Here is a 17221-nt window from a genome sequence, read left to right on the forward strand (position 1 = left end):
GTGGCCATTTTATTCTTATTCGTAGACCACACGATAACCTAGTTTAAGCGAACCCAGTCCTATGTTTGAAAATCTGACCCAGCGTATGTCGCGTGTGGTGAAAACCATGCGCGGACAGGCTCGTCTGACCGAATCCAATACTCAGGAGATGTTGAGGGAAGTGCGTCTGGCGCTGTTGGAGGCGGACGTGGCCTTGCCTGTCGTGCGCGATTTTGTTGCACGGGTCAAAGAAAAGGCACTTGGCGTTGAAGTGGCCGACAGTTTGAATCCTGGTCAGGCGCTGGTGGGGGTTGTCCACCAGGAACTGACCAATCTGATGGGGGCAGACCTGGGCGATGACGCCAGCGAGTTGTCCCTGGCGGCGCAGCCACCGGCCATTATTCTGATGGCGGGTTTGCAAGGGGCGGGTAAAACCACCACTACCGGTAAGCTGGCCAAGTGGTTAAGTGAAGGCGGTCATGTTCAGCATGGTCGTAAAACGGGCAAGAAAAAAGTGCTGGTGGTCAGTGCTGACGTTTACCGTCCCGCCGCTATCGAGCAGTTGAAAACCGTTGCCGCCCAAGTGGGTGTCGAATTCCTACCTTCCGATCCCAGCCAGAAACCGGCCGACATTGCCCGCAATGCCCTGGACCACGCCAAGCGTCACCACTTTGATGTGCTGATTGTCGACACGGCCGGTCGCCTGGGTATTGATGAAGAAATGATGCGCGAGATTCGCGCTCTGTACGACCTGCTGAACCCCATCGAGACTTTGTTTGTGGTCGATGCCATGCAGGGTCAGGACGCGGTGAACGTCGCCAAAGCCTTTGCAGACGCCTTGCCGCTGACCGGTGTGGTGTTGACCAAGCTGGACGGTGACGCCCGTGGTGGTGCCGCCTTGTCGGTGCGCCATGTCACCGGCAAACCGCTGAAGTTTGTGGGTGTGTCGGAGAAACTGGACGGTCTTGAGCCATTCCACCCCGAGCGTATGGCTCAGCGCGTGCTGGGTATGGGCGACATTGTTTCTCTGGTTGAACAAGCCCAGCGCAATATCGACATTGCCGATGCGCAAAAGATTACCGACAAGATCAAGGCGGGCGACAAGTTCGATTTGAACGACTTCCGCGACCAGTTGCAGCAAGTTAAAAAGCTGGGTGATATGGGCTCCTTGCTGGAAAAACTGCCCGCGCAGTTCTCCCAGGCGGCGTCTCAGTTGCAAGGCGGCCAAGCCGAGCAGCAATTGCGTCGTACCGAAGGCATCTTGAACTCCATGACGCCAGCCGAGCGCGCCAAGCCTGAATTGTTGAAGGCCTCGCGCAAGCGCCGTATTGCGGCGGGTTCGGGTGTGCCTGTGCAAGAGGTTAACCGCCTGCTGAATCAGTTCGAGCAAATGCAAGGCATGATGAAGCAGATGAAAAAAGGCGGCATGGCCAAAATGATGCGCGGCCTGGGCGGTATGGGCGCCTTGAAAGGTCTGGCTGGTAAAGGCTTCAAGGGCTTTCGCTAAGAAGCGCTTGGAGCTTGCCGCAAGGGCGTGAATCGCTCTGACAGGACCACCAAGAAAAAAGCCCGCGTATGCGGGCTTTTTTTCGTCCTGGGCTGTTGCTATTACAGCGCCGGAATACGTAGTACCTGACCAGGGTAGATTTTGTCAGGATGGCTAAGCATGGGTTGGTTAGCTTCGAAGATAACGGTGTATTTTGCACCGTTTGCCTTGCCGTAATTGGTTTCAGCAATTTTCCACAGTGTGTCGCCTTTCTGTACGGTGTACATGGTGGCTTCGGCGGAAGGCTGAGCAACGCTGAGCTGGTTGTCGACTTGAGACACCCCCAGGGTGTTACCCAGAGCCAGCACAATTTTTTCGGCTTGTTCAGTGGAGGCAGCTTGGCCGCTAACCGTGACTTTGTCGCCATCAACCGCCAGATTCAGACCGTCGGCGGAAAGTTGGTGTTTGGCCAGTTCTTTCTGGAGTTCGTCTGCTGTGGCTGCGTTGGCTTCGTTGGCACCAAAGAGTTTTTCGCCGACATCTTTAAGAAAACTGAATACGCCCATCGCTTTGCTCCTGAAGTTAGGGTTCTATGGCTGCTACCTGCGTGATGGCAGGCGAGACGGTTCATTATGACCTTATTTTTAGCCGTAAAGCCGTACTCGAATGTCAGCAATTGTGCATTTTAAAGGGTGAGTCTCAGCCGCCACCGACGGCAACCACGATCTCGATGGTGTCGCCTTCTTGAATAGGGGTACTGGCGTGCTGGCTTTTGGGCACGATGTCGCCGTTCAGCTCTACGGCAATGCGCTTGTTCTCATAGCCCAGCTCGATAATCAGTGTGCCAACCGTGTCGGAGTTTGCCAGAGTCTTGCTCTGGCCGTTCAGGGTAATGTTCATTCTTGTCTCTGGATATGGTCCGGATAGTGCCGGACGAGTGATTCAGATGGCAAATTTCTGGGTGGCGGCCAGCAGCCGAGCCAGAATGCCGGGTTCGTCGTAGGCGTGGCCTGCGTCTGCAACCATGTGAAACTCTGCTTGTGGCCAGGCGCGATGCAGTTGCCAGGCTGTATGCGCCGGAGTGCACACATCATAGCGTCCCTGCACAATCACGCCTGGAATGCCATGCAAGCGGTGGGCGTTTTTAAGTAACTGATCCGGCTCCAAAAAGCCCTGATTCATGAAGTAGTGGTTTTCAATACGCGCAAAGGCCAGGGCGGCTTTATCACTGGATTTGGCATCCAGGTGATTCTGGCTGGGCAAGAGCGTGATCGTATTGCTTTCCCACTGCGACCAGGCATGTGCGGCGCGTAGCTGTACAGCGGGGTCATCGCCCGTCAAACGCTTGTGATAGGCGGTAATCAGGTCACCATGCTCTTCTTTGGGGATAGGGGCCAAATATTGTTCCCAGATGTCCGGGAACAAGCGCGAGGCACCTTCCTGATAAAACCAGCGCAACTCTTCAGGGCGGGCCATGAAGATACCGCGCACAATCAATTCACTGACGTGTTCGGGGTGGGTCTGGGCATAGGCCAGCGCCAGGGTCGAACCCCAGGAGCCGCCAAAGACCAGCATCTTGTCGGCTTTGAGCTTTTCCTGGCGCAGCCGCTCCATGTCCTGAACCAGATGCCAGGTGGTGTTGTTCTCCAGGCTGGCATGAGGGTAGGAACGCCCGCAACCGCGCTGATCAAACAGCAGCACATTATATTTTTGCGGGTCGAACAAGCGGCGGTGATCGGTAGAACATCCTGATCCCGGCCCACCATGCAAGAAAATAGCCGGTTTACCTGCCGGGTTGCCGCAGCATTCCCAGTAGATATGATGCCCATCCTCGGTGTGCAAGGTGCCTTGGGCGTAAGGCTCTATAGGCGGGAACAGGGTAGCGCTCATTGTTCTTTCTTGGGCCAGTTCAGTTCAGGGGTCGGGGTGTCATTGCGGGTGAAGATCAGATCCCACACGCCATGACCCAGACGCAGCCCACGGTTTTCAAACTTGGTCAGTGGGCGGAAGTCAGGGCGGGGTGCATAGCCTTCGTTCGTGTTGCTAAGCATAGGCTCGGCCGACAGCACTTCCAGCATTTGTTCGGCGTAATTTTCCCAGTCCGTTGCGCAATGAATGTAGCCGCCGGGTTTTAGACGGCTGGTCAGCAACTGGATAAAGGGCGATTGCACCAGACGACGCTTGTGATGGCGCTTTTTGGGCCAGGGGTCCGGGAAGTAGATGTGAATACCGGCCAGCGAGGCAGGGGCGATCATGTCGCGCACCACTTCCACCGCGTCATGCTGGATGATGCGGATATTGCTGATCTGGTTGTCATCAATACGCTTGAGCAAGGCGCCGACACCGGCGTTAAACACTTCCACACCCAGGAAGTTGTCGTTGGGGCGGGCTTGAGCAATTTTCTGGGTGGTTTCACCCATGCCAAAACCGATTTCCAGGATCAGGGGGTGGTCGTTGCCAAACACGGTTTCCGGTTTCAGAATGCTGTCGCGGTAGCTGATCGACCACAGAGGCAAGAGGCGCGCCAAGGCTTGCTCCTGGCTGGGCGTAATGTGCGCGCGCCGATGAACAAAGCTACGGATATGGGTCTCGCCGGAGTTGCTGTTCGCGACATTGGGCGAGAGCAGGGATGTTTTTTCGTTGCTGGTGGTCATGGTTGGGGCGCGGGCATCAGGAATGGCTCGCGTATTAGCTAAAAGCGGGAAAGCTCTATTGTAGTGAGTCTTGCCGCTGAATTCATGGGGAAGTGCGTGAAAAAGATAGGGTGGGGGCAACGCATGATCCGGAGATCGCGCTATAATTTTCGCTTCCCCATTCGCGGGATCGTCTGCTTTTGACGCAGACTTCTCCATCAGGGCGGGTGTAGTTTAATGGTAAAACTGATGCTTCCCAAGCATCCGTCGTGGGTTCGATTCCCATCACCCGCTCCATAGTTACTTTCCACGGAGTTCTTTTGACGTCCACTAAGTTCTGCAAGTGCTTGATTGTTAGGAAGTTTTCCAAGCCTTGATGTTCCACTGACGTCTACTGAAAGCTCCGTACATCCAGTCCAAATCCGTACATTTATCCGTACATCAATACGGGTAGCGGCCATGTCGGATTGTTTGTGGGCCGGTTCGCGGGATGAAGGGAACATGCGTTCAACCTGACCTTTACAGGAGTTGAACACATGGCACTCACTGATATGGCGGTCCGACAAGCTCGGGCCTCTGGCAAACCCCGCAACCTACTCGATGGCGACGGCCTGTCTCTATTTGTTCCGGTCAAGGGCCGGAAGGCCTGGCATCTCCGGTATACGTTCGCGGGCCGGGAGCGGCGCATTTCACTGGGCACTTACCCAGAGGTCTCCTTGCGCGAGGCGCGCGAGTTGCGCGAGGCGGCCCGTGCGCAATTGGCCAAGGGGTTGAACCCGCGCGCCGAACGCAAGCGCAAGCACCTAGCGGCGGTTATCGCCGATGAACATACGTTCATGGCGGTCTACGAGCGCTGGCGCGACCACCGCAAGCTCTCATTGGAGGAGGGCCGCCAGACGAGTCTCAGCCAGATCAAGCGTGTCTTCAACAAAGATGTCTTTCCGGTGCTGCGTCACCTAAACATCCACGAGATCACCAGCGCACATTTGTTGGAGATCATCGGACGTATCGAGAAACGTGGGTCGCTCTCAGTTGCGGAAAAATTGCGCACGTGGTTCAGACAACTATTCCGGTTCGCGAAGGTGGCCATCCCGGGCATGGCCGAGAACCCGGCCCTTGATCTGGACGCTGTCGCGCTGCCGCTACCGCCGGTCGACCACAACCCGTTCTTGCGTATGCCCGAATTGCCTGCAATGCTTCAATCGCTGCGCAAATACCGCGGTAGGTTGAACACGCAACTGGCGGTCCGCCTGTTGTTGTTGACCGGCGTGCGCACGGGTGAGCTGCGTTACGCCACACCTGACCAGTTCGATCTCGATAACGGGCTGTGGTGCATTCCGGCCCACCGACTCAAGCAGCGTAGGCAACTTAAACGCAATAAGCGCCAGCGCTTGATCGAGATACCACCCTATATCGTGCCGCTCTCTATTCAAGCTCAGGAAATTGTGCGACATCTGCTGGCCGACTTTAAGCCCGCCCAAGTCTATCTGATCCCAAGTCAGCAGTGCCTTAAATACCCCTTCAGCGAGAACACGGTCAACCAAGCGCTCAAGCGCATCGGGTATGACGGAATGCTGACCGGTCATGGGCTACGCGCCACGCTTTCGACCGCGCTCAACGAGCTCGGCTATCCCAAAGTCTGGGTCGATGCTCAGCTCTCGCACGCAGACCCCAACCGCATCAGCGCCACCTATAACCATGCCGAATATGTTGAGCAGCGCCGCGTCATGATACAGGACTGGGCCGATCGGCTCGATTTGTTCGAGCAAGGGATGGTTCAGCTGGCCAGTCAGCCGTTGACGGTGACGCTGCGAGGGTTGCCAGTCACAGCGGGTCATGCCGCCGTCGATCCGCCTGCGGCTGACGATTGCGCGCCAGTAGTTGTAGTAGGATCAGATTGGGGCACTCCTGCCGTGGAACCGAAAATGCACCGCTTGCCCGCGGTGCCAGGTCGGGATGGCCTCGAGCCGGAACCATCAGAATTGCAGCGAGAACGTAATGAATTACTGGACATGTTCGAGTCGCCTCAGAACCTGCGGGTCGTGGACTATGCCAGGCTGGCGGGTAAGTCACGACGCTGGATAAGTTATGAAATCCAGGCGCGCAATGTGCTTGCTTTGAGTGTGGGGCATCGCGGAATGCGGGTGCCGGAGTGGCAACTGGAACCCATCAAAGGACGGCTCGTTAGCTCGGTGCTCACCCGTACCAGCCCGGGCATCGACAGTTGGCAGATTTACCATGCCCTGAGGTTGCCGCATTCGTCGCTCAACGGTCTTTCGCCGATTGACGCGGTCACCGCCAGCAATTTGGAACGGGTGTGCGCACTGGTTTGCGAAGCCGTCGAGGCATCAGCATCATTATGGCCTGGGTCAGACGCGTTTGGTGGCGAGCAGGTAACGGACGGTGCGAGAGCGTTCTCGGGTCACTCTTGCCTTTCCCATTAGTCTTCGAGCTACATCTTGCTCCCTCTGCCTCGTTCGAACTCGGAGCGTGGCAGCTTCAGCGCGCAGCACGGAACACGCTGCGCCTGATTTGGCCCGAAAGACGTAGAGCTAGATCTGGCAGATTGTTGCTGTATTACGTCACGGTCAATCTTCACCGATTGACCAAACCCCTTCCGGCGGGCAATCCGTCAGACGAGTCAACTTCTCTCTACCCAAGTCTGTGAGTGTTGCGATAGTGATACCGGCTCGCTCAGGCATTGAGACAATCGTTTGAGAGACGCATGCCAATAATCCATTTTCTTGAAGCTGTTGGAACATCTGTTGTCTTTTGTACCAAGGTATTTGACGTAGACGTACGTACTCTAAACGTGCAAGCCTTTTTTCAACAGGGTGGGGCGGGCTGACGGGTTTCGGAAGGCGATGCAGAAGGGGACGGTGTGCGCGGTGAACCGAGCGCAAAGGCCTCCATTGCGACACGCCCGACCAGTATTTCTGACCGAAGGCATTTTGCAGATTCAACTGATGACAGTTCTGTGGAAAATACGTCTGTCGGAATCAGGCGAGATTTAAGGGGCGCGACTGGTGACTTAACGGCTCGTCGGCTATTGGAAGCGCCCGCGATTACCGATTTCATCAAGCAGATGGCGTTTACGAAATTGGTCCAGGGGGGCTTCCCTGGCGAGAAACCGAGCAGCCTAGCTAGACCGGTTGCATCTGCGGCGTTGTTGTACCCCTTGGAGCGCTTTCCTGCGTTTGTGCGCTAGAAAATAAATCCTCTGCATAGGCTGGTATGGTCGAGCAGGCCGAAGAGCAAAGCCAAATATCCAGTTCGATCGCCAGCAAGTCGTCTCCCAGCCGGGCTAGCCGAGCTGCAGCCAGTTCGTTTGCCACGAGGCGCTCTGGTAACCAGGCGATGCCTTCGCCCAGAAGAGTCTCGGCCTTGATCGCTTCGACATAAGCACTTTCGTAACGCACATGGAGGGTGTATTGCGATTCCAGCCACGCGTGCATATGGCTGGTGACTTTGCCCAGGAACGACTGGCTCGGATAGGTCAGCAAGGGGATCTCGAGCTCGCATGCACCTGGCATCAGGTTATAGAGAGGACGCTGATGCGTGTCGATTGCCGTGACGGGAATGAGCTTTTCCTGGCCTACTCGTAGGCGCCGCAGATTCACGTTCTCCAAGCCACTGGCCACCTCTCGGTGGCTGTAGCACACCAGGAATTGCGCGTCGCCATTAAGCAGCATTTCGACGCAATTCCAAAGGTCAGCTGCCGTGACAGTGGCGTCTAAGTCGCGGCCTTGTTTGCATTGTCGCCACCAGTGCGGAAAGAACCCGGATGCCAGCGAGTGCGGCATTGTGAAGTGCAGTCGACGGCCTTCTGCGTCCGCTTCGGCACGGGCTTCGCGACGGCTGCGATAGAGATCGGCGATCAGTGCCTGGGCGATAGGTACAAGGTGACTGCCTGCCTTAGTGAGTGTGACAGGGTAGCTGCTGCGGTCGACTAAGGCCACACCATACCAGTCCTCCAGTGCTTTGATCCGTCGGCTAACCGCCGATTGCGTGGCATGTTGAGCTTGGGCGGCCTTCGAGAAGCTGCGCAGGTTGGCGATGGCGACGAAGTCCTTCAGCCAGGCAATTTCCATTGGGTTCCTTGGTTATTCCAAATATGCATAGTTTAGCCCGAATTCTTCATTGGACGACGCTATTTTACGTTGATAGTGTAGAGGTTATGAGAGTTTAGTATTAATAGGAAAATGACCATGGGGACAGACAAGATCATCGGTGTGTTGGGGGGCATGGGCCCGAAGGCGACTGCGGATTTCCTTGTCAAGTTGACCGAGGCCACGCCCGCCGTGACCGAGCAGGATCACCTGCACGTCCTCATCGACTGCAACCCCAAGGTGCCTGACCGTAATCGGGCGATCGCGGGCCAGGGCGTTTCACCAGCCGGAGCGTTGGTTGAGATGGCTAGAGGGCTAGAGCGATCCGGTGCGGATTTTCTGGTCATGGCATGCAATACCGCTCACGCGTTTGAGCGTGACGTGCGGGCAGCTGTCCGGGTGCCGTTCATCAGTATCGTGGCGGAAGCGTGCGATGCCTGCATTCGCCAATGGCCTGTGGCGTGCCGCGTCGGCGTGTTGGCCGCGCAGGGCTGCATCGATACCGGGCTATACCAAAATGCACTAGGTCGCCGTGGCATAACGTCAATCTGTCTGTCAGCCGACGAGCAGAATGGATTTAACGCCTTGCTTTATGACATCAAGCTGGGCAGACCTGTCTCCGAGACGCGGCCACGCATGGCGGCGTTGGCTCAAAAACTGGTGGCGAGCGGCGCTGATGTGGTGATCGCAGCCTGCACCGAGGTGCCGTTGGTGTTATCGCAAGACGACTTGGCTGTCCCGCTTCTGGACGCCACACAGAACCTGGCTACTCGTTGCGTGCGTTATGCGCGTGGCCTGGAGCCACTACCCTCAAGATCCTGATCTCTTGAACCGATCGCAGACGACAAGGAACTTCTCGCATGCTTCTCTCACGATTCCCACGTATCCGTTTAGGCCACCTCGATACTCCCCTGGAGCCGCTGACGCGGCTGAGCGCACACCTGGGCGGTCCTAATCTCTACATCAAACGCGACGATTGCACGGGTCTTGCCACGGGCGGCAACAAGACGCGTAAGCTGGAGTTCCTGATGGCGGACGCTCTGGCGCAAAAGGCAGATACCGTGATCACCCAGGGCGCTACGCAATCCAACCATGCGCGCCAAACGGCTGCGGCGGCGGCCAGGTTGGGCTTGAAATGCAAGATCCTGCTCGAAGACCGCACGGGCTATCGGAACGCCGACTACGTGGAGTCGGGCAACGTGCTGCTGGACCGGCTGATGGGGGCCCCCACTCGCACCTATCCCGGCGGAACCGACATGAGCGCGGCCATGGAGGAGGTAGCAGCGGAGATCCGTGCCAAGGGCGGTAAGCCTTACGTGATTCCGGGCGGTGGCTCCAACAGTATTGGGGCTCTAGGCTACGTAAACTGCGCGCTTGAGATCGTACAGCAGGCTAATGACCAGCAGTTAGTGGTGGATCGTGTGGTGCATGCGACGGGAAGCGCCGGAACGCAGGCCGGGCTGGTGACCGGGTTCGAGGCGATGAGTAGCGGCGTCAGCGTGCTGGGAATCGGCGTACGCGCCGTACGGGAGGCCCAAGAGAATAACGTCTACAAGCTGGCGTGCGAAACTGCCGATCTTCTAGGTGTGGCTGGCGTCGTGCGACGGGAGCGCGTGCAGGCCAATTGCGACTATGTGGGCGACGGCTACGGCCTGCCTACGTCGTCGATGATCGAAGCGGTATCTCTGTTGGCACGCCTGGAGGGCATCTTGCTCGATCCCGTGTACTCCGGCAAGGGGATGGCCGGTCTCATCGATTTGATTCGTCAAGGCCAATTCCAGCGGGGCGAGAACGTCGTTTTCGTGCATACCGGCGGTAGTACGGCGCTGTTCGGGTACCTCGATGCGCTGAGCGACGTGTTGGCGCCGGCCCGCTGACATGGTCAAGGCCGCATAATGACTGCATCGAAGAATCTATTGCTACTAAGCAATGCCGGTAGCGCCCGCGGCTACCTGGCCGATGCCATCGAGCCGATCGGCTCGATGGGCATGGCCGGCAAGACTGCGCTGTTCATTCCCTATGCAGGTATCAGCCGTACCTGGGATGCTTACGAGGCGCTAGTGCGTGAGTCCCTGCGCGACACGGAAGTGGATGTGGTTTCCATCCATCGCAGCAAGGACGCGCGGCTGGCGCTGGAGCAAGCCGATATGGTGATGGTAGGGGGCGGCAACACGTTCAACCTGCTTCTGGAGTGCCGTACACGCGGCTTGCTTGTACCGCTATCCAACCGGGTGGCAGGGGGGCTGCCATACGTAGGCTGGAGCGCGGGCAGCCTGCTATGCTGCCCAACGATACGTACCACGAACGACATGCCCATCGTGGATCCTCAAGGTCTTGATGCGCTAGGTCTACTGCCGTTTCAATTGAATTGCCACTATACCGCCAGGACAGTCCCGGGCCATATGGGCGAGAGTCGTAACCAGCGTCTGGACGAATTCATGCGTAAGAACCCAGCCATGCCTGTGTTGGGGCTACCCGAAGGCAATTGGGTACGCGTGCATGGAACTGATTGCGTCATGGGTGGAAAACATGTTGGCTATTGGTTCCGTGCTCCTGGTGATGTAGAGGAAATTTCGCCAGGGCCACTGTTCTATTCACCAGCGGATATTTAGGAGACATCATGGCACTTAAGCAAGTTATCGAGGCGCACGATCTGTTGTCCAACCCTAACGTCAACGGCGATCAGGTCGCATCGCTACTGCACGAGTGCGGCGTGACTGATGTCATGGTAGAGACGGTCACCGGGGAGAGAGGTAAAACCGATTTTGTCTCATGCCGAATTCCAGGGCAAGATCCCGAGGGACCGACGCTGGGCGTGATCGGAAGGCTGGGCGGCGTGGGCGCGCGACCCGAGTTGATTGGTCTGGTGTCGGACGCCGATGGCGCAATCGCCGCCATTGCAGCAGCGATGAAACTGGGTGAAATGGCCCGCGTCGGGGACGTAATGCCCGGTCCGGTTCGAATCCATACTCATATCTGCCCAAACGCGTCGACCAAGCCAAATATTCCCGTGCCGCAGATGCGCGGGCCGCTGCCGATGTTCGAGATGATGAAGCGTGAAGTGCACCCCGACATGAAGGCTATCTTGTCTCTGGACACTTCGCGCGGCAATCGCCTTCTCAACCATAACGGTATTGCCCTCACACCGACCATCAAGGAAGGGTACATGCTGCGTGTGCCCGAAACGCTGTTGGATCTGTTGAGCTGGACGACAGGTGAACTGCCGCATGTGATGCCCCTAACGACCATGGACACCACCCCTGCGGACAACGGCCTGCGTCGCCTGAATTCCATTGTGCAACCGGCTACGGTCACGACCGCGCCCGTAGTGGGCGTGGCCTTTACCGCTGTCGCCGCTGTGCCGGGCTGCGCCACTGGTGCGACGAATAGTCGAGACCTTGAGTCGGCCACCCGATTTGTCGTCGAAGTTGCCAAGGTCTTTGGCAAGAACCAGTGCAAGTTTTACGACGAGGACGAGTGGCAGGCCATTCAGCGACGCTACGGCTCGCTGGGCCACCTACAGCAGCTCGGTAACGAATGATGAGGCGCCCACGCATTGCATTCGTCGGCATCGGCCAGTCGCCCCGGGATGATGTTATGCCAAGCATGCTGGCGGAGATCGGACAGCCTATTGATGCCGATGATATCGGATTGTTGGACGGACTGTCCGACGTGGAACTAGCTGAGCTGGCTCCGGTCGGTGACGAGTATCCATTCGTCGCTCGTCTGCGCGGTGGCAACCATGGCATTTTTAGCCGAGCACAGATCGAGGTTCGTCTGGAGCAGCGGCTGCATGCGCTCGACAAACAAGGCTATGACGCTATCGTTGTAATGTGCACGGGCACGCGCATTCCGAGATTGCAACATACCCCGATGTTCGAAGCGCAGCGCATTGTTGACGCAGGCGCCGCGGCGCTGGCGGCTAACTTCAATCGCTTGGGTGTGGTAGTCCCGTTGGAGAAGCAGGCCCGCGAACTGCACCTTGCCTATGAAGTCAACGTGCCAGTCGAGACTGCCCATGCCTCTCCATATACCCGTGATCGCTTTGCGCAGGCGGGAAAGGCGTTGGCGCAATGCGACTTGGTTATTCTCCATTGTATGGGCTACACGGCTGAGATGCAGGCAGAGGTCAGCCGGCATGCGCCAGGAATCGTGCTGCGCGCGAACCAGTTGGTCGCTTCTGCACTGCGCTGCGTCATCAATGCCATTCAATCAACGCAAGACCGGGGATCTTCATGAAAACCATCAAAGGCGGGCGAAGGATTGCTATAGCGATACTGGCGGGGGGGCTGCTATGTGGGGCGGGCGTGCAGGCACAAACCTGGACACCCAAGCGGCCGATTTCGCTCATCGTTGGTTTCGGCCCAGGCGGATCCGCTGACATCCTTGCGCGCTTGGTGGCAGGGCCGGCGGCAGAAATACTGGGAGTCCCTGTGGTGGTGGAAAATGTGACGGGCGCGGCAGGCATGGTCGCTATGGCGCGCCTTGCACGTGCCAAGCCAGATGGCTATACGATCGGTATGGGCGGTACTGGCACCAACGCTATCGCGCCGTCACTCTATGGCGAGCGCGCCAATTATCGTTCGCCGCAGGACTTCACGCCTATCACGCGGCTCAGCGACATGGCCAATGTGTTCATGGTGCGCAGCGACTCGCCGGTTAAGACTGCGAAGGAGTTCATCGATTGGCTGAAGTCATCACCGGGCACGACCTACGGTATTGCCGGGGTGGGAACTTCGAACCACCTCACCGCGGAAATGTTGGCGGCGCAATTTGGGCTGACATTGACAGCGGTGCCTTACCGGAGCAATCCGCAGGCGACCACAGATTTGATAGGTGGCGCGATCGGCTTCACCGTGGATAACAGCACGACAGCCATCCCCCAGCACCAAGGGGGGAGAGCACGCGCGGTGGCTGTCAGCACGTTGGCCCGATTGCCCCAGTTACCGGAGGTGCCTACCATCGCGGAGTCGGGTGCACCGGGTTTTTCGGCGGTGGCTTGGCAAGGCCTGTTCGGTCCCGCAGGCTTGTCACCCGAAATTACGCAGCGCCTGCAGGATGCTTTTCACCGCGCGATCAGTCAGCCCGAAGTGAAGTCCAAGCTGGAACAATCCGGTGTCACGGTGGCTAGTGGCTCATCCGAGGAGTTCGCGCGGTTTGTCGATGCTGAGATCGAGAAATGGACGGCAGTTGTCCGACGTGCCAATGTCACCGTGCAATGACTCTCAGATACTTCAGTCCGCGTCAGGTAGGCCTATCTAGCTACTCACTGTCGTAGCGGGGAAATGGCTGAGTCTGAGTCATCTCGCCGCAAGCAAGCTCTTTCGGGTTTCCGGACAGATCAGATGGAAAGGCCAGATCGGCTGTTTTGAAGCAACGCTCAATCTTAGAATTGATCGGTGCTACCGGGCAGGTTAGCCGGTATTGCTCAAGCGTGAGGCTAGTATTTAATGCTGAGGCGTGCCCAGATGGAGCGGCTAGGCTCGTTAATGGCTGTGCTCCCCGGATACCCAAAACCCGTATTTCCGGCCAGGTTCAGGTGTTGTCTTGAAACTTGTCAACGAGACGCTGCGTTGAGCCAGCGGGACCGTGTCCGATATCGACGCACCGCCGCCGAGGCCAAGCTGGCCGACATGGAAGACAGCGTAGGCGCCGGGGATGTGTCCGCCCTTGGCATCGATGGTTTCGTTTTTGCCGAGGCGACGTCTTGCTCGAGGTCATCGTAAGTAGAGGCGCGGGCGGCCAGTATGTTAGACCATGCCGCGCCGCTGGTTGGGCTGTACATATCCAGTGGGCATGTACAGCACTTCACTCGCAAAGATCTCGCGCCCGTCTGGCAAACCTATCATGTGCAGGCGTCGCACCGCTACTAGGCTGCAGTAGGTAGGTGGTGAGGTTGGACTGGGAGCCGGCCAGAGGTCGCGACGCAATATGGGGCACTCGTAACCCAGCAAGGCGAGACTGCAGGCCGATACCAACCCCATACCCGGCCAGGATCATGACGACCATCACCTCGTAGGATTGGACGAGAATACAGGGGCGGCGTGAGCGCTGCGTCCTGAGTAGCGAGTCGATCAATCCGCTGAGGGGTTCGCAGACCGGGGCTTGCCAACTGATGAGCGGGTAGCGAACCGCTTCCTCCAACGGGACAGCTTCGAATCGGTGTAGTGGTGATTGAGTCGGTATGGCCACAGCCAGTTCATCGTGCCAAAGGGCTTGTGCCCGTAGTGCTGACCCAGGGGCATCGGTGAGAGCTAGGCCGCCGTCATAGCGGCCGTAGGTCAGGCCGTCCAGTTGTTCGGTCAGTTCCACTTCATGCAGCAGTACAGGGGTGTGTGGCTCTTCGGCGCGCTGGAGTGCTAATAGTGTGGCTAGGCGCGGCGAGAAGGCGCCAAAGGAGACAGCGATTCTGAGTGGTGTGGCATCGGTACATGCGCGCATGATTGGCATCCCCGGCAATGTTGGCAAAGTGTCGTTCTCCGTTAAAGACAGGGCCGGATAACGCGCACGTCAATATTCTGAATTTTTACTGCACATTCTGACTTCCGTTAATCACGAGAATCCGGGTGAAATGTCCGCTTAAGCCCACTTCGCCGAGCCGCTACCTGAAAACGTGAAGGATGCTTCGCATTACCCCTTACGTTCTCGCCAACTGCTCGGGGCTTTCCCCTCAACGCCAGAACCCCGGGCACACCTTGCGTCTACAGCCTGCGCACCGCAGCACCGACGCTAAGGGTGAATGCAGGGGCCTAGGTAAGGGAAACCGCCCAGCCATCGATAGAAAACAACAAAAAACGATGGAAGTCCTATATAAATCGTACTATGAGTTAAACTTAACGTGGTTTAATTCATGGTGCTGAACGACGCTTTTGCCTATGCAGAAGCGTTCGATCATTAAGGGAAGACCTCCCGGTAAGACTACATTCCGAAGTGTCCCGGCCAAAGCGTTCGGGCAGGTTGTTCGCACCGCGCGCTTGGAGCAAGGCGTGGCTCAGGAAACGTTGGCACATCGCGCTGGTATTGAGCGCTCTCACATGGGCAAAATTGAGCGCGGAGAACACATGCCGACCTTGATCATGATTCTGCGAATCGCGAAAGGGCTTAATTGCAACGCAAGCGAGTTGTTGGCTGCAATGGAAGCAATGCTGGCAGAGGCATGAATCAAGCTGGCACTATTTCGTTCGACGTAATCGTGGATTAATTCAACACTCCGCATTTTCCATCACCCGATCAATAAACCCACTTAACTGTGGAGACGGGGCAATATCCGGCGTTAGCAAATAAGTGGTAAGTATGGAGCCCTCCACGCCAAGAGGCCGCGCAACGATCTCGGGATGTTTGCAGATAGCAATGTGCGCCATCGTCGCAAAGCCCAGGCCATAGCCAGCAGCTACCAACGTCAGCATCATGTCCATCGATGTGACGTGCTCCACTACCAGAGGCTCGGTGTCAGCATTGCGAAGGATACGCTGAAGTTGCCGGTTGCAGCCTGCGCAGACATCAGGGTGGCACATCACGAGTGGATACCGCAGTAATTCCTGTAGAGGTATTTCCTTGTGAGCAAGCAATGGGTGCCGTGTGGGCACAGTCACTACCAGTGGATCTAACCAGATTGGTTGCGCGATGATGGCATCGCCGACGTCGGCTGAGCGGGAAAACCCCGCATCAAAGGTGTCGTCTCGGAGTCCGCGCAACTGTACTGAAAGCGGCACCTCAAATAACCGCACGTCCACATCAGGTTCCTCTTCCCGGCAACGCGCCAAAATTGTCGCCAGGCGAGGCTGGGCCACGCTATCGGACAGCGCAATTCGCAAGGTGCTCCGGTAGCCTGAGGCAGCGGCTGTTACGCTTTGCTTGGCATGATCCAGCGCCATGAAGACCCGCCGAACCTCTTCCAGGAAGACTCGTCCTGGGTGGGTCAAATGTGTTCCGCGGCGGTCGCGCTTGAACAGCATGATCCCCAACTCTTCTTCCAATTCTTTGATGGTTCGGGACAGCGGCGACGGCTCAATGTGCAGTCGCTCGGCAGCTCGTGAGAAATGCAACTCCTCGGCCACGGCCATAAAGTACCGCAGATGCCGCAGATCCATGTGGCCTCCCAAACCATACGGGTTACGGTTGGCGTTGGAACAACGCTCAAATATAGGTCTCAGTCGCTGCTGCGATTACCGTCGCATACAGCGCACCTGATTACGCACATGTCATGGTGCGCAAGGCACATCTCGAGAGCCTTGGTTGCGTCTAGTATAAGGAGAGATTTGGCATTGGATATTGCGGGATGGACGATCTGCAACGGTGCCACATGCAACGCCGGGGGCCCTAATTACAGATTTGTGAATATTGTTCGGGAGAAAAGTGGCGCAAAGGGAGTTGATTGGGAGATTTGCTGGCTTTGAGAGGTTAATCATCCCGAACAAAATCCATCGTAATGACACGCCAATTTGAGACCATTTCCAAGTGTAAAAAGTTTTCGACTTGGAGATAAAAATGGGCGCTGGCGTTCACGAATCAATGCGCGGTGCTTTAAGACACCAAGGCGGCTTCTCATTGATCGAGATCATGGTAGTCGTCGTGATCATGGGGGTTCTCGCCGCACTGATTGTACCTAACTTGATGGACCGCCCCGATCAAGCCCGAGCCACGGCCGCGCGTCAGGATGTGGGTGCGATCATGCAAGCGCTCAAACTCTACCGGCTTGACAACGGGCAATACCCAAGTGCTGAGCAGGGGCTGGGTGCCTTGGTCGAAAAACCGACTGTAGGTCGGGCGCCACCAAACTGGCGCAATTATCTGGAGCGTGTGCCCGCTGATCCCTGGGGCAATCCGTACCACTACCTCAATCCGGGTACCAATGGCGAAATCGACGTGTTCTCGCTTGGTGCTGACGGTGAGCCTGGTGGCGAGGGCGTGAATGCCGATATCGGCTCCTGGCAGTTGTAGGTGCAGCAATGAAAGGGGCAAGGGGGCAGCCAGCAGGTCTGCAAACGCGGTGTTTAACACCAAAACGGCATCAT

17 protein-coding genes and 1 tRNA gene are annotated in these 17221 nt (G+C 57.2%); 11 read left to right on the top strand and 7 right to left on the bottom strand.

Going from position 1 to position 17221, the window contains the following annotated elements:
- Positions 1–61 precede the first annotated feature (61 nt).
- Complete coding sequence (gene ffh, locus AB7E06_RS10020) at positions 62–1486, top strand: signal recognition particle protein (protein ID WP_094195545.1); 1425 nt, start codon at positions 62–64, stop codon at positions 1484–1486.
- A gap of 101 nt (positions 1487–1587) precedes the next feature.
- Here ffh and lysM read toward each other — a convergent pair whose 3' ends face one another.
- The 4 genes from lysM to trmB all read right to left on the bottom strand — a co-directional run bounded on the left by lysM (position 1588) and on the right by trmB (position 4119).
- The gene (gene lysM, locus AB7E06_RS10025) at positions 1588–2031 is read right to left on the bottom strand and encodes a peptidoglycan-binding protein LysM (protein ID WP_094195547.1); all 444 of its coding nucleotides are present in this window, start codon (positions 2029–2031) and stop codon (positions 1588–1590) included.
- A gap of 133 nt (positions 2032–2164) precedes the next feature.
- Positions 2165–2365, bottom strand: a complete 201-nt coding sequence (gene thiS / locus AB7E06_RS10030; RefSeq protein ID WP_094195548.1) for a sulfur carrier protein ThiS — start codon at positions 2363–2365, stop codon at positions 2165–2167.
- A 42-nt stretch (positions 2366–2407) separates the two neighbouring features.
- The gene (gene pip, locus AB7E06_RS10035) at positions 2408–3355 is read right to left on the bottom strand and encodes a prolyl aminopeptidase (RefSeq protein ID WP_125277411.1); all 948 of its coding nucleotides are present in this window, start codon (positions 3353–3355) and stop codon (positions 2408–2410) included.
- Positions 3352–4119 (bottom strand): tRNA (guanosine(46)-N7)-methyltransferase TrmB, encoded by a 768-nt coding sequence (gene trmB / locus AB7E06_RS10040; protein ID WP_427956686.1) that lies wholly within the window; start codon positions 4117–4119, stop codon positions 3352–3354. Before trmB ends, pip begins: the two co-directional genes overlap by 4 nt.
- Positions 4120–4321: 202 nt before the next feature.
- Between trmB and AB7E06_RS10045 the strand changes: the two genes are divergently transcribed.
- Together AB7E06_RS10045 and AB7E06_RS10050 are read left to right on the top strand one after the other, a co-directional pair.
- Positions 4322–4395 (top strand) — tRNA-Gly (locus AB7E06_RS10045).
- A 239-nt stretch (positions 4396–4634) separates the two neighbouring features.
- A complete protein-coding gene (locus AB7E06_RS10050) occupies positions 4635–6542 on the top strand; it encodes a tyrosine-type recombinase/integrase (protein ID WP_427956689.1) in 1908 nt (635 codons plus the stop codon).
- Positions 6543–7241: 699 nt separating this feature from the next.
- On the opposite strand, the gene AB7E06_RS10055 is transcribed toward AB7E06_RS10050, so the two are convergent.
- On the bottom strand, positions 7242–8189 hold the full coding sequence (locus tag AB7E06_RS10055; protein ID WP_427956692.1) for a LysR family transcriptional regulator: 948 nt from the start codon (positions 8187–8189) through the stop codon (positions 7242–7244).
- 117 nt (positions 8190–8306) lie between these two features.
- Here AB7E06_RS10055 and AB7E06_RS10060 point away from each other — a divergent pair, with 117 nt between their 5' ends.
- From AB7E06_RS10060 to AB7E06_RS10085, 6 genes are read left to right on the top strand one after another with little or no spacing between them, the layout of a single operon-like run.
- Positions 8307–9029: an aspartate/glutamate racemase family protein gene (locus AB7E06_RS10060; RefSeq protein ID WP_427956695.1), complete on the top strand. Its 723-nt coding sequence runs from the start codon at positions 8307–8309 to the stop codon at positions 9027–9029.
- Between the two features lie 38 nt (positions 9030–9067).
- Entirely contained in the window at positions 9068–10084 is a 1017-nt protein-coding gene (locus AB7E06_RS10065) for a D-cysteine desulfhydrase (protein ID WP_427956698.1), read from the top strand.
- Between the two features lie 18 nt (positions 10085–10102).
- Positions 10103–10819, top strand: a complete 717-nt coding sequence (gene pepE, locus AB7E06_RS10070; protein WP_427956701.1) for a dipeptidase PepE — start codon at positions 10103–10105, stop codon at positions 10817–10819.
- An 8-nt stretch (positions 10820–10827) separates the two neighbouring features.
- The gene (locus AB7E06_RS10075) at positions 10828–11748 is read left to right on the top strand and encodes a DUF1177 domain-containing protein (RefSeq protein ID WP_427956704.1); all 921 of its coding nucleotides are present in this window, start codon (positions 10828–10830) and stop codon (positions 11746–11748) included.
- Complete coding sequence (locus AB7E06_RS10080; protein ID WP_427956707.1) at positions 11748–12446, top strand: AroM family protein; 699 nt, start codon at positions 11748–11750, stop codon at positions 12444–12446. Before AB7E06_RS10075 ends, AB7E06_RS10080 begins: the two co-directional genes overlap by 1 nt.
- Positions 12443–13429: a Bug family tripartite tricarboxylate transporter substrate binding protein gene (locus tag AB7E06_RS10085; protein WP_427956710.1), complete on the top strand. Its 987-nt coding sequence runs from the start codon at positions 12443–12445 to the stop codon at positions 13427–13429. The genes AB7E06_RS10080 and AB7E06_RS10085 overlap by 4 nt, the downstream gene beginning before the upstream one ends.
- A gap of 586 nt (positions 13430–14015) precedes the next feature.
- Here AB7E06_RS10085 and AB7E06_RS10090 read toward each other — a convergent pair.
- The gene (locus tag AB7E06_RS10090) at positions 14016–14657 is read right to left on the bottom strand and encodes a LysR substrate-binding domain-containing protein (protein WP_427956760.1); all 642 of its coding nucleotides are present in this window, start codon (positions 14655–14657) and stop codon (positions 14016–14018) included.
- A 425-nt stretch (positions 14658–15082) separates the two neighbouring features.
- Here AB7E06_RS10090 and AB7E06_RS10095 point away from each other — a divergent pair, with 425 nt between their 5' ends.
- Positions 15083–15367, top strand: coding sequence for a helix-turn-helix domain-containing protein (locus AB7E06_RS10095; RefSeq protein ID WP_427956713.1), 285 nt, complete (start codon positions 15083–15085; stop codon positions 15365–15367).
- Positions 15368–15409: 42 nt separating this feature from the next.
- On the opposite strand, the gene AB7E06_RS10100 is transcribed toward AB7E06_RS10095, so the two are convergent.
- Complete coding sequence (locus AB7E06_RS10100; protein WP_427956716.1) at positions 15410–16297, bottom strand: LysR family transcriptional regulator; 888 nt, start codon at positions 16295–16297, stop codon at positions 15410–15412.
- A gap of 397 nt (positions 16298–16694) precedes the next feature.
- Here AB7E06_RS10100 and gspG point away from each other — a divergent pair, with 397 nt between their 5' ends.
- On the top strand, positions 16695–17147 hold the full coding sequence (gspG, locus tag AB7E06_RS10105) for a type II secretion system major pseudopilin GspG (RefSeq protein WP_427956720.1): 453 nt from the start codon (positions 16695–16697) through the stop codon (positions 17145–17147).
- Positions 17148–17221 lie beyond the last annotated feature (74 nt).

Origin of the sequence: Alcaligenes sp., from assembly GCF_050255915.1 — a bacterium.
GTDB lineage: Bacteria > Pseudomonadota > Gammaproteobacteria > Burkholderiales > Burkholderiaceae_B > Alcaligenes > Alcaligenes aquatilis.